General features: G+C 73.2%; 10 protein-coding genes. 6 read left to right on the forward strand and 4 right to left on the reverse strand.

The features are described 5' to 3' along the window. Positions 1–114: 114 nt before the first annotated feature. Positions 115–804, reverse strand: coding sequence for a hypothetical protein (locus tag ACP4IX_RS25150; protein WP_426556683.1), 690 nt, complete (start codon positions 802–804; stop codon positions 115–117). Between the two features lie 99 nt (positions 805–903). On the opposite strand from ACP4IX_RS25150, the gene hppD reads away from it, so the two are divergent. The 6 genes from hppD (at position 904) to ACP4IX_RS25180 (ending at position 8817) form a co-directional block, all read left to right on the forward strand. After that, positions 904–1944: a 4-hydroxyphenylpyruvate dioxygenase gene (gene hppD / locus ACP4IX_RS25155; protein WP_426556685.1), complete on the forward strand. Its 1041-nt coding sequence runs from the start codon at positions 904–906 to the stop codon at positions 1942–1944. Beyond that, positions 1941–4427 carry an aminotransferase class I/II-fold pyridoxal phosphate-dependent enzyme gene (locus ACP4IX_RS25160; RefSeq protein WP_426556687.1) on the forward strand — a complete coding sequence of 829 codons (2487 nt, stop codon included), beginning with the start codon at positions 1941–1943 and terminating at the stop codon, positions 4425–4427. Before hppD ends, ACP4IX_RS25160 begins: the two co-directional genes overlap by 4 nt. Beyond that, positions 4424–5554 (forward strand): prephenate dehydrogenase, encoded by a 1131-nt coding sequence (locus ACP4IX_RS25165; protein WP_426556689.1) that lies wholly within the window; start codon positions 4424–4426, stop codon positions 5552–5554. Before ACP4IX_RS25160 ends, ACP4IX_RS25165 begins: the two co-directional genes overlap by 4 nt. A gap of 24 nt (positions 5555–5578) precedes the next feature. Continuing rightward, positions 5579–6808, forward strand: a complete 1230-nt coding sequence (locus ACP4IX_RS25170) for a sensor histidine kinase (protein ID WP_426556691.1) — start codon at positions 5579–5581, stop codon at positions 6806–6808. A gap of 216 nt (positions 6809–7024) precedes the next feature. Then, positions 7025–7963 carry an ATP-binding cassette domain-containing protein gene (locus tag ACP4IX_RS25175; RefSeq protein WP_426517882.1) on the forward strand — a complete coding sequence of 313 codons (939 nt, stop codon included), beginning with the start codon at positions 7025–7027 and terminating at the stop codon, positions 7961–7963. Between the two features lie 14 nt (positions 7964–7977). Then, positions 7978–8817: an ABC transporter permease gene (locus ACP4IX_RS25180; protein WP_426517884.1), complete on the forward strand. Its 840-nt coding sequence runs from the start codon at positions 7978–7980 to the stop codon at positions 8815–8817. 74 nt (positions 8818–8891) lie between these two features. On the opposite strand, the gene ACP4IX_RS25185 is transcribed toward ACP4IX_RS25180, so the two are convergent. The 3 genes from ACP4IX_RS25185 to ACP4IX_RS25195 form a co-directional block, all read right to left on the reverse strand. Next, positions 8892–9215, reverse strand: a complete 324-nt coding sequence (locus ACP4IX_RS25185) for a hypothetical protein (protein ID WP_426517886.1) — start codon at positions 9213–9215, stop codon at positions 8892–8894. 145 nt (positions 9216–9360) lie between these two features. Next, positions 9361–10473 (reverse strand): NYN domain-containing protein, encoded by a 1113-nt coding sequence (locus ACP4IX_RS25190; RefSeq protein WP_426556693.1) that lies wholly within the window; start codon positions 10471–10473, stop codon positions 9361–9363. A 341-nt stretch (positions 10474–10814) separates the two neighbouring features. Further along, positions 10815–11936, reverse strand: coding sequence for a hypothetical protein (locus ACP4IX_RS25195; RefSeq protein WP_426556695.1), 1122 nt, complete (start codon positions 11934–11936; stop codon positions 10815–10817). Positions 11937–12106: the final 170 nt, after the last annotated feature.

Here is a 12106-nt window from a genome sequence, read left to right on the forward strand (position 1 = left end):
CCGCCCGGGGGGGGGGGGGGGCCCCCCCCCCCCGGGGGGGGGGGGGGGGGGGGGCGCGCGCCCGGGGGGGGGGGGGGGGGGGGGGCGCCGCCCCCCCCCCCCCCCGCCGCCGGATCAGGCCGCACCGACCTCGCGCACCAGCCTGCGGCGGATCGCCCGCAGCATGGACGCCCGGGTCAGCCCGCTGCCGAACCGCACCAGCCACCAGTAGGGCGCGAACGAGCGGCGGGTGCGCGCGTCGGTGGCGAGGACCCTCGTCTCCGTACTCAGCGTCCCGCCCTCGAAGCGCACGTTCATCCCGACCTTCAGGATTCCCGGCTCATGGCATCCGGTCACGATCTCGGAAATGGTGCCGGGGGGCCGGGGGACGTCGTGCGGCGACTGCACCCCGGCGAACAGGAACTCGTCGTCGCCGGCCGGGATCACCTCGCCCATGCCGCTCAGGTAGTCGGAGACGATACGGCGCTCGGCCGACACATCCGCCCGGGTGAGCGCCACGAGGACACGGGCCAGCGGCGCCTCCGACCAGGTCGCCGCCCGGACGGCCTTCATCACCTGGTCCGTCGTGCCGGGCACCGTAATCCGGTGCACTTCCCGGAAATGCCATTCGGGCAACAGCCGGTCCAGTTCCGATCCGCTCTCACCAGGCATTTCAGTCCCCTTCATGAAAAGGCAGCCTTCTGACTCCGCGGGACATCCTAGAGAAGTTTTCGAAATGGTCTCGCCGGGACCGGCCCACTGGCAGGTAAATGTCAGCAACAGGCTGTTTCGCCACACGTGCACGCCCGGCCGTCCGGCCGCCATTCAGCAAGTTGACAGAAAGAGTGCCGTGCCGCTCGCCGGCCCGCCGACGGCGGGCTCAATCGAATGCCGCCGCACCCGACACATCGGATGGGGAACAACGTGACCGCACACGACGTCGAATACATCGAGATCCTCACGAGCGACCTGGAGGCGACCTGCGCCTATTTCACGTCCGCGTTCGGCTTCCGTACGCGGGCCCGCGGCACGGCGGCCGGCCTGGAGGCGGTGCTGCTGGAGCAGGGTGCCGTCCGCCTCGTCGTCGCCGCGGGGCCGGCCGCCGCCGGTCACCTCGCCGCGCACGGCGACGGCGTGGTGGACATCGCCTTCGCCTGCACCGACCCGGTCGCCGCGCGGGACGGGGCGGTGGCCGCCGGTGGGCGCGCGCTCACCGGGCCGGCACCGGAGACGCTCGTCGTGTCGGGCTTCGGCACGGTGCGCCACACCCTCGTGCGGCGGGAGCCCGGGGCGCCGGCCCTGCTGCCCGCCGGCTATGACTGGGCCGACCTCGGGCCGTCCGCACCGGCCGGTGCCGCGCAGACCGCGCCACCCGCGCTGACCGCCCTCGACCACGTCGCGGTGTGCCTGGAGGCCGGGACGCTGCACGATGTCGTCCGCTACTACCTCGACGGCTTCGGCTTCGAGCAGTTCTACAGCGAGTACCTGGCCGTCGGCGAGCAGGCCATGGACTCCATCGTGGTGCGCAGCCCCTCCGCCGGGATCACGTTCACGGTCATCGAGCCGGACGTGTCCCGCAAGCCCGGCCAGATCGACGAGTTCCTGGTGCGCAACGGCGGTGGCGGTGTGCAGCACCTGGCGTTCCTCGTCGAGGAGATCGTCCCGGCCGTACTGGCGTTCGAGGCGCGGGGCGTGGAGTTCCTGCGCACCCCGGACACCTACTACGACGCGCTGGCCGAGCGGATCCCCTCGCTCGAGGCGATGATCGCCGACCTGCGCAAGACGAACGTACTCGCCGACCGGGACGAGTGGGGTCACCTGCTGCAGCTGTTCAGCCGCTCCCCCTTCGAGCGCCGCACCCTGTTCTTCGAACTGATCCAGCGGCAGGGCGCGCAGGGCTTCGGCAGCGCCAACATCCGCGCCCTGTACGAAGCGGTCGAGCGGGCCAGGGCGGTCACCGCATGACCGGCCGGCCGGACACCGCCGGCGACCACCGCCCGGCCCTGACCGTCGCCGACTTCGCCGAGCGCGCCCGCAGCCGGATGGAGCCGGCCGTGTGGGACTTCGTCGAGGGCGGCGCCGGCGAGGAGCGCACGCTCGCCGCGAACCTGCGCGCCTTCGACGGGGTCCGGCTGCGGCCGCGGGTACTGACCGGCGCGGGCGCCCCGTCGCTCGCCACCACGGTGCTGGGCCGCCGCTGGGCCGCGCCGCTCGCCGTGGCGCCGATGGCGTACCACACCCTGATGCACCCCGAGGGCGAGACGGCGACGGCACATGCCGCGGGCGACTCGGGGCTCCCGCTGGTCGTGAGCACCTTCGCGGGCCGCCCGTTCGAGGAGATCGCCGCGGCGGCGCAGGCGCCGCTGTGGCTGCAGGTGTACTGCTTCCGCGACCGGGAGACCACCCGCCGACTCGTCGAACGCGCCGAGCGCGCCGGGTTCGAGGCACTGGTCCTCACCGTGGACGCGCCCCGGCTCGGGCGCAGGCTGCGGGACGAGCGCAACGGCTTCCGGCTGCCGCGGGGCATCACGCCCGCCAACCTGCCGGCGGGCGACTACTCGTCCCCGGCCGAGCACGGCCGCCGCGGGCTCGACCCCGCCATGGACTGGTCCGTGCTCGCCTGGCTGCGCTCGGTGAGCCGGCTTCCGGTGCTGGTGAAGGGGCTGCTGACCGCCGAGGACGCGGTGCGGGCACGCGCCGCCGGGGCGGACGGGATCGTGGTGTCCAACCACGGCGGACGCCAACTGGACGGCGCCCCGGCCACCTTGGACGTCCTCGCCGAAGTCGCCGCGGCCGTCGGCGGGCATGCCCCGCTGCTCCTGGACGGCGGTGTGCGCCGGGGATCCGACGTGCTGGCGGCGCTGGCGCTCGGCGCGGACGCGGTGCTGGTGGGCCGTCCGGTCCTGCACGGTCTGGCGGTCGGCGGCCGGGACGGTGTGTCCGGGGTGCTGCGCCTGCTCACCGACGGACTCGCCGACGCCATGGCCCTCACCGGCACCGCGACGGTCGCGGACGCCGGCCCCGCGCTGCTCCGCACCCCGCCGGTGGCGCCGGCCGCACAGCACCCGGCGGAGCGGCACGTGCCGCCGGGCGGGCCCGCCCGGCCCGGTGAGGTGCGGCTGCGCAGGCAGGAGCTGCACCGGAGCGTCCTGGACCCGGTGCTGGACACCATGAACTTCCTCAACGAGGTCAGCGAGCGCTTCCCCGAGGCGATCTCCTTCGCGCCCGGACGGCCGTACGAGGGCTTCTTCGACACCGAGCAGATCTTCGCGCACGTCCACCGCTACCTGGACCACCTCGCCGGGCAGGGCGCCTCCCCGGAGGCCATCCGCACGGCCCTGTTCCAGTACGGGCCGACGGCGGGGCGGATCCGTGAACTGATCGCCGGCTCGCTCCGCGCCGACGAGAGCATCGACGTGCCACCGGAGTCGATCGTGGTCACCGTGGGCGGCCAGGAGGCGATGCTGCTGACGCTGCGCGCCCTGTTCGCCGGCCCCGGCGACGTGCTCCTGGTCGCCAGCCCCTGCTACGTCGGCATCACCGGCGCGGCACGGCTGCTGGACATCCCGGTGGTGCCGGTCGAGGAACGCGCCGAAGGGCTGCGGTGCGCGGACGTCGAGGCGGCGGTCCGCGCCGAGCGGGCCGCGGGACGCCGCCCCCGGGCGCTGTACCTGGTGCCGGACCACTCCAACCCGACCGGCACCACGCTGTCCCGGTCGGCGCGCGAGCAGCTGCTCGACCTGGCGGGCCGGCACGACCTGCTGATCCTCGAGGACAGCCCCTACCGGCTGGTCAGCCCCGGCCCGCAGCTGCCCACGCTCAAGTCCCTCGACCACGCGCGCAGGGTCGTCCACCTCGGCTCGTACTCCAAGAGCGTCTTCCCGGGCGCGCGGATCGGCTTCGTGGTCGCCGACCAGCCGGTCGTGGACGCCGACGGCCGGCAGGGACTGCTCGCCGACGAACTGGCCAGGATCAAGAGCATGGTGACGGTCAACACCCCGGCCCTCAGCCAGGCGGCGGTGGCCGGCGCCCTGCTGGCCGCCGACGGCAGTCTCGTCTCGTACAACGCCGTGCCCGCCAAGCACTACGGTGCCGCGCTGCGGTCCCTGCTGGACGAGCTCGACCGGCAACTGCCCGAGTCCTGGCGCTCCGTCCACGGCGTGGAGTGGAACCGGCCGGACGGAGGGTTCTTCCTCACGCTGCGGGTGCCGTTCCGCGCGGACGACGCGGCGCTCGTGCGCTCCGCCGAGGAATTCGGCGTGCTGTGGACACCGATGGCGCACTTCCATCCGGGGGCGGGCGGCGACCGGGCGATACGGCTGTCCTTCAGCAGCCTCGGTCCCGAGGAGATCGAGGCGGGAGTGGCCAGGCTGGCCCGGTTCGTGCGGGCGGAAACGGCCCGGTCCGCCGGGCCGAGCGCCGCGGAGCCGGCGGAGGTGGAGCTGTGAGGAGCGCCGCCGTCATCGGCACCGGACTGGTGGGCACCTCGGTGGCGCTGGCGCTGAGCCGGCAGGGCGTGGCGGTGTTCCTCGACGACCGGGACACCACCGCGGCCCGGACCGCCGAGGCCCTCGGCGCGGGATCCCTCGCGCCGCCGCCCGCCCAGGTGGACGTCGCCGTGCTGGCGGTGCCGCCCGCGCACGTCGGCGCGGTCCTCGCCCGCTGCCAGGAGCAGGGGCTGGCCGGGACGTACACGGATGTGGCCAGCGTCAAGGAGCGGCCGTACCAGGACCTCGTCCTCGCGGGCGGCGACCCGGCCCGTTACGTCGGCGGGCATCCGCTGGCCGGCGGGGAACGCTCGGGGCCGCTCGCGGCGCGGGCCGACCTCTTCGACGGCCGGCTGTGGGTGCTGACCCCGGCGGAGGCCACGGACCGGTCCGCGCTGAACCCGGTGCTGGAACTGGTGGCGCTGTGCGGCGGCACCCCGGTCATCATGGACACCGTCGCGCACGACCGGGCGGTGGCGCTGACCTCGCACGCCCCGCATCTGGTGTCGTCGCTGACGGCGGCCCGGCTCGCCGAGGCGGACGACGAGCACATCCGGGTGTCCGGTCAGGGGCTGCGGGACATGACGCGCATCGCGGCGGGCGAGCCGGCTCTGTGGAATGACATCCTGGAGGCGAACGCGGAGGCGGTGGCGGACGTGCTGGAGGCCTGCGCCGCCGATCTGGACCGGACCGTCGCCGCGCTGCGCGCCCTGCGCAGTGCCGACGGCTCGCGGCGGCGGCGGGCGGCCGCCGACCTGGACGGGGTGCTGCGGCGCGGCGCCCTCGGCGCGGCGCGGGTGCCCCGCAAGCACGGCACGCCGCCCGCCGAGTACGTCACGGTGCCGGTGGCCGTGCCGGATCAGCCGGGTGCGCTGGCGCGGCTGTTCGCGGCGGTCAGCGCGGCGGGGGTGAACATCGAGGACGTCAGCATCGAGCACTCGGTGGACCAGCCGAGCGGCCGGGTGGAGCTGGTCGTGGAGCAGTCGTCCACGGAGGAGATGCGCCGTCTGCTGGACGTGCACGGCTGGACGCCGCAGCCTCCGCCTCCGCTCGTATCGGGCATGTCGCCCACCGGCGGGCGGAGTTGACCGGCCGTCACTAGAATCGGCGGGATGCCCCTGCCGACCGGTAACCAGTCCGGGAATCTCGTCCGCCGCCGTCTCCTCCAGCCGCTCTGTGCGCTGCTCGCGGCCGCAACGGTCACGGGCGGCCTGGTCACCGGCCCCACAGCGGGCTGGCGGGCGGTCGTCCCCATGATGATCGCGGTGCTCGGCGCGCTGGCCGTGGCCGGCCGGCGCGACCGGGTGCCGATCGTGCCGACGGCCGTGGTCGTGGCGGCCGCCTCGGCGCTGGGCACACTCTTCGGCGACCCGCCGGTGCAGCGCCAGTCGACGGGCCTGGTGACCCTGTTGGAGATCGGTGCCACCCTGCTGCTGGTCTGCCTGGTCGCCCGGTACGCCGCCGCGCGGGCCGCCGTGGTGCTGTGCGGGGTGCTGGGCGTCCTGGCGTCCACGGTGATCCTGCGCCTGCAGGTGCCGCCGACGCTGCTGGAGGCGGCCGCGCAGTGCACGTTCTTCGCCCTGGGCGCGGTGGCCGCCGGCGCCGTCGGCGGCTATCTGCGCGGGCTGGAAGGCCGCCGGCTGCGCTCGGTGCGCGAGGCGCGCCGTCACCAGCGCCTCCAACTCGCCCGGGACCTGCACGACTTCGTGGCCCATGACGTGTCCGCCATCGTGGTTCTCGCGCAGGCGGCCCAGGTGGTCGGCGGCGACCACCCGGAGAAGGTGATGCCCATCCTGAGCCAGATCGAGACCGCCGGGCAGCAGGCGCTCCGCTCCATGGACCGCACCGTGCAGATGCTCGACGACGGTGCCGGTACCGCCGCCCCGGCCGCCGGGGAGGGCAAGACGCGGGCGTACGGGCTGCCCGACATCCCCGATGTCGTCGACCGGTTCCGGTCGGCCGGACGGTCCGAGGTGTGCCTGGGCATGGACCTGACGCCGGAGCAGATCGATCAGGTGCCGCGTGAAGTGGCCAGCACCGCGCACCGGATCGTCGTCGAGGCGCTGACGAACATCCGCCGGCACGCCGCGGCCACGCCGCTGGTCTCGGTGTCCGTGACGCTCGACGCCGAGGCCGCGGAGCCGGCCCTCACCGTGTCGGTGACCAACAGTCCGCCGTCGATCACGGAGCCCGGCGGTCTGCTCGGTGACGGGGGCCGGCGCGGCGGCGGCACGGGCCTGACCGGGCTGGCCGAGCGGGCCGGTGCGCTGGGCGGCAGCCTGGAGTACGGCGGCCACGGCGCCGGCGGCTGGCGGGTCACCGCCGTTCTTCCCCTGCGCTGACCCCGACGCCCGCCGCTGCGGCGCGGCATACCACGCGGACGGCGATTTCCGGGAATTCCGCAATTCCACTTCAACAGTTCTGATCCATGCTCCATGAATTCCCGCCGCACGGCTACCGTACAGCTGTAGGTGACGGCCCATGGGGTCCCTTTCGGTCATCCCTGAAAACGCCCGAAGACCGGTAGCGGACTTCCGGGATCGACGAAAGGGAATTCCATGGACACCCCGATGATCGAACTGACCGACGTCACGAAGGCGTTCGGCTCCACCAAGGCTCTCGACGGGGTCAGCCTCACGGTGCCGCACGGCACCGTGCTGGGCCTGCTCGGGCACAACGGCGCCGGGAAGACGACCGTCGTCGGCATCCTCAGCACGCTCGCCGTACCGACGTCGGGGCAGGCCCGGGTGGCCGGGATCGACGTGGTGCGCCACCCCGGGGAGGTGCGCCGGCGCATCGGGCTCACCGGTCAGTACGCGGCCGTCGACGAGACCCTGTCCGGGCACGCCAACCTGCTGCTCATCGCCCGGCTGCTGGGCGCGACCCGCTCCCAGGCGGCGACCCGCGCGGAGGAGCTGCTGGAGCTGTTCTCCCTCACGGACGCCGCCCACCGCGCGGTGAAGAACTACTCCGGTGGCATGCGCAGGCGCCTCGACCTGGCGGCGAGTCTGGTCGGGGACCCCGATGTGATCTTCCTGGACGAGCCCACCACGGGGCTCGACCCGACGGCCCGCCGGGCCCTGTGGACCGTCGTCCAGCGGCTGGTCCGGGCGGGCACCACCGTGCTGCTGACCACCCAGTACCTCGAGGAGGCGGACGTCCTCGCCGACTCGATCACGGTGCTGTCGGCCGGCCGGGTCGTGGCGTCGGGCACCGCCGAGGAGCTCAAGAACCGGATCGGGCACCGGTCGGTGTCGGTCACCGTGCGCGGCGCCGACGACCGGGTGTCTGCGGCCGCCGCGCTCCGCAGGGCCGGTCTCAGCCCCGCGCACGAGGAGGACGGTCTGGTGCTGACGATGCCCGTACGGGACTCCACCGCCGTGGCCCAGGTCGTCCGGGCCACCGACGAGGCGGGCGTGGACCTCGCGGGGCTCGCCTTCTGCGAACCCTCGCTGGACGACGTGTACATGGCCCTGAACCACTCCGACGGACGCTAGGCAGGGATGCCCCCATGACCCTCATCACCGATCAGACAGCGGGGGCCCCGGCCTCCGCGCTCACGCGCCCGCTCCGTTACGGCGGGGCCGGGGTGCTCCGGCAGGTCTCCGTGCTGTCGGGGCGGTCGCTCCGGGCACTGCGCGAGCCGGCGCTGGTGCTGCCGGGCGTCCTGGAGCCGATCCTGATGCTGACCGTGTTCAGCCAGGTCTTCAAGAGCGTCTCGCAGACCTCCGCCTTCCCGGCGGGCGTCAGCTACATCGACTACCTGCTGCCCGCCTTCCTGGTCACCGGTTCCATCAGCGCCGGCCTGAAGTCCGGGGTGGCGCTGACGACCGAGATGAACAACGGGATCATCGCCCGCTTCAAGGCGATGCCCATTCACACGGGGTCGGTCCTGGTCGGCCGGAGCATCGCCGACACCGTGCTGAACTGCGTCAACATGCTGGTGATGCTGGCGGCCGCCGCTCTCGTCTTCGGGTACGGCCCGGACGGCGGGCTGCTCGGCTCGCTCGGCGCGATGCTGGTCGCGGTGATGCTCGGCTGGTCGCTCGGCTGGGTCTTCATGGCGCTGTCCGCGTGGGTGAGGAAGCCGGAGGCCCTGCAGCCCATCGGCGGCATCGTGAACATGGTGCTGCTGTTCGCCTCGAACGCGTTCGTGCCGGCCGAGGGACTGCCCGGCTGGCTGAGGGCGTTCGCCGAGGTCAACCCGATGTCGTACGCGATCACCGCGGCCCGGGACCTGGCGCTCGGCGAGCCGAGCACGGCGACCGTGCTGGCCACCCTCGGCACCTGTGTGGTGATCGTGTCCGTCACCGCGCCGCTGGCGGTCCGCAGTTTCCGCCGCGCGACCTGACCGCGCGACGCGGACACGGCCGGGGCCCGGAACCAGCGACTGGTTCCGGGCCCCGGTGTGCTGGGGACGGCGGCTCAGCAGGGGATGAGACCCACGTAGCGGTCCGCGACCCAGGAGGGCTCGCTGGTGCTGACCGTCCGGCCCGGTGCGACGGTGTGGCACTTGTCCGGCACGGACGGCACTCCGCCCTTGCTGTACTGGACGTTCACCTGCTGGGTGGTGGAACAGTGGTTGGTGATCTGCACCGTGACCGTCACCAGGTGGATGGGCTTGGCCACCACGCAGCTGGGCACGGACGCGGCCGCTTCCGTGCCGGCGGCCCGGGCGGTGCCGTGCACGGCGCCGACCAGCGCGAGCCCGGCCACTCCGGCGCCCATCGCGCGAGTGATCCTCTTCATTCCCGTTCCTCCGTGTCTCTCGTCTGTCATGCCGTCGGTTCGGCGTACGGAAATCAATTGAACAAGTGGCGGACATTGCCACTCCAATGCAGATCAATAAATTCATTTCCGGACACCTGGCGAATCTCCGCAATCGCGACGGGAATCAGCCACGGCCGCAGTGCGCGCAGCCGCCGCGGCGGCGCAGGTGATAGCCGAAGGCCGCCACGCCCAGCGCGACGCCCCACACCGCCCAGAAGACGGACGGCCCCAGCGTTCCCCACATGTGCGGGTCGAAGTCCCGGACGGCCATCAGGCCGGCCGGGATGAGCACCACGGCCACGACGGACGCGGGCACGACCGCGGTCGCGGGATGGACCGGCCGGCCGCGCTTGAACCACACCCAGCGGGGCCACACCTCTCCCCACCGCGCGATCAGACCGTGCATCAGCAGACTGCCGAGTGTGGAGACGACCCCCAGAGCCAGGCCCATCTCCAGCATGTTCGGGGTCTCCTGCATGTCTTTCAGGAACTCGTCGGTGATGCCGAGCGGCCAGCCGAAGTACCAGGCGATCCGGGTGATGTCGTACGGGAGGGTGGAGATGACGGCGATCCACACCGCCCAGCGGCACCAGCGCAGTGTCGCCGCCGGGTCGGTCCAGGACGCCGCCGCCCGTTCGCCGCGCCCGCAGCGCACGCAGCTGCCGCCCGTTCGACGCTGGTAGGCCAGCGTGGCGGCGATCCAGAGCAGTCCGCCGACGAAGACGATGATCAGGTTGATGCGGTGCCAGTACAGGATGTCGCCGAGGTCCTGCGGCCCCGGGACCCCGGTGAAGACGAACACCAGCAGCACCGGCGAGAACACCAGCAGTCCGAGCAGCGAGTAGTCGGGGATCAGGAAGGTCAGCAGGCCGCCGGCCGTCCAGCCGAACGCGAGCAGCGCACGGCGGGTGCGGCCGGTGCCCCGGCCGCGGACCATCAGCGTCCCGGCGACCGCCCCCACGGCACCGAACACCGCCATCACGGGGGCGACGACCGCAGCACTGCTCGGCTCCAGGATCGACGAGGAGGAACGGTCCTCGACGGTCTTGGTGAAGGGGTACCCGTCCCCGCCCAGGGCCCAGTACAGGCCCGCGAGGCCGTACAGGACGGACCACACCACGACCAGGCGGCCCGACCAGTCCGGCCACCGGTGCCACCAGCGGCGGCGGGGCGCGGGGCCCTCGGAGGTCATCGGTGTCCGCAGGCTGTCCGGCTCTTCAACGGCTGTGTCTGCCATGACGGTTGTCCTTCTCCCACCGCTCCCCCGCGGGGTGCGGTTCCTGTCGTCGTGGAAACAAGGCTGCGGCCCGCGATCCGGTCGGCGCATCTGCCGTTCAGCAGATCTCGGCGGAAGTCCCGGCCGACGCGGGGACACACGGAAAGGCGGCTCCGGGCCCGGCGGGGGAAGGCGGGCCCGAAGCCGCCGGTCTGTGAAATCAGCGGGTTCGGAAGGGATTTCCGGTCGTGCTGTCCGTGTCTTGCCGTGTGCTGTGTATCCGTGTGCCGTCTTGCCGTGTACCGTCCTGCCGACTTCTGCCTTGCGGTGCCGGTTCATTGAATCCGGCGCCCGGCAGCCGCTCAAGCACGCATCGACGAATTCGAATCGAGGTGCTGTGCCGGCTCCGCCGCCACGCCCTGCGGGCCGCCCAGGCCGCAGTGCTTGCACGCCCCGCGCCGCCGGAAGTAGTAGGCGAGCGTGGCCGCCGCGAGGGCCGCGCCCCACACCGGCCAGATGGTCTCGGGCACGGTGGCGCCCCAGTTCTCCGCCGGGTCCTCGAAGGCACCCTGGAAGTGCAGGCGGATGTACATGATCCCGGCGGTGGTGACCATGACGGCGACGAGTGAGGCGGGCACGATCGCCAGGGCCGGCGGCACCCGCCTGCCCCGCAGTCCGGGAATCCAGCGCGGGAACACCTCGCCCCAGCGCTGCACCAGCCCCAGGGTGAGCAGCGAACCGAGGGCGCCCATCGTGGCGAGGGCGGCACCGAACAGCCAGAGCTTGTCCTCCTTGCCCTCCTCCCACATCTTGTCGGAGATGCCGAGCGGATAGCCCAGCGCCCAGGCCCAGCGTGTGCTGGCGTACACCAGCGGCACGGCGACGGCGGTGTAGGCGGCCCTCCTCCCCCAGCGTGCGGCGGACTCCCTCGAGGTCCAGTCGGCCCGCGCGTCCGTGCGCCCGCAGGCGGTACAGGCCCCGGTGGTGCGCCGCTGGTAGGTGACCGCCGACATCGTCATGAGTCCGACGGCGACGACCGCGAACACCTGGTTGATGACGGTCCAGTTGATGGCACTGAACCTCAGCATGAACACGTAGGCCAGGTTGCCGAGGATCCGGAAGTCCGCGATCACCCCGAGCACCGCGGCGACGGACAGCCCCGTCGCACCGAGCAGCACCGGGGTCGGGACCCGGCGCCGGCCGGGCAGCGCGAGCAGCACGGCCACCGCGGCGCTGAGCAGGAACCCCGTCGCCATCCAGGGCGCGAGCAGGTCCCGGCCGACGTGTTCGAAGGCCGAGTACTCCGGGTTCGCGTCGTCGGCGCCGAACGGGAAGCCCGACCCGCCCAGGGCCCAGTGGACATGAGCGAGGCCGTAGGCCGTCAGCGCGGCGACGGCCGCCCAGCCGATCAGGGCGGGCCGGCCGTGCGCCCGGTGCCCGGTGCGAGCCGCTCGTCGTAAGGGCGCGTTCTCCACCCGTGTCATGGCGCCTGCCTCTCCTTCGGTCGTTGCACGTTCAGCATGGCTCGCGGTGGTCCGCCGCCACATCTGCCGATCGGCAGATCCGCTCGGTGCGGCACGGGCAGCGCGCGGGCAGCACGCGGGCCCGGCTGCCGTGGCGCTGGTACGGAGCCGGGCCCGGTGGTGCGGGGTGG

It is taken from the genome of Streptomyces sp. WG5 (assembly GCF_049974565.1).
Taxonomy (GTDB): Bacteria; Actinomycetota; Actinomycetes; order Streptomycetales; family Streptomycetaceae; genus Streptomyces.

Bases quoted from the DNA above. Each gene is read 5' to 3' on its own strand.
- ACP4IX_RS25180 (WP_426517884.1), top strand. From the start codon at position 7,978: ATGACCCTCATCACCGATCAGACAGCGGGGGCCCCGGCCTCCGCGCTC.
- ACP4IX_RS25150 (WP_426556683.1), bottom strand. From the start codon at position 804: ATGGCGGCCGGACGGCCGGGCGTGCACGTGTGGCGAAACAGCCTGTTG.
- ACP4IX_RS25190 (WP_426556693.1), bottom strand. From the start codon at position 10,473: ATGGCAGACACAGCCGTTGAAGAGCCGGACAGCCTGCGGACACCGATG.
- ACP4IX_RS25170 (WP_426556691.1), top strand. From the start codon at position 5,579: ATGCCCCTGCCGACCGGTAACCAGTCCGGGAATCTCGTCCGCCGCCGT.
- ACP4IX_RS25185 (WP_426517886.1), bottom strand. From the start codon at position 9,215: ATGAAGAGGATCACTCGCGCGATGGGCGCCGGAGTGGCCGGGCTCGCG.
- ACP4IX_RS25175 (WP_426517882.1), top strand. From the start codon at position 7,025: ATGGACACCCCGATGATCGAACTGACCGACGTCACGAAGGCGTTCGGC.
- ACP4IX_RS25195 (WP_426556695.1), bottom strand. From the start codon at position 11,936: ATGACACGGGTGGAGAACGCGCCCTTACGACGAGCGGCTCGCACCGGG.
- ACP4IX_RS25160 (WP_426556687.1), top strand. From the start codon at position 1,941: ATGACCGGCCGGCCGGACACCGCCGGCGACCACCGCCCGGCCCTGACC.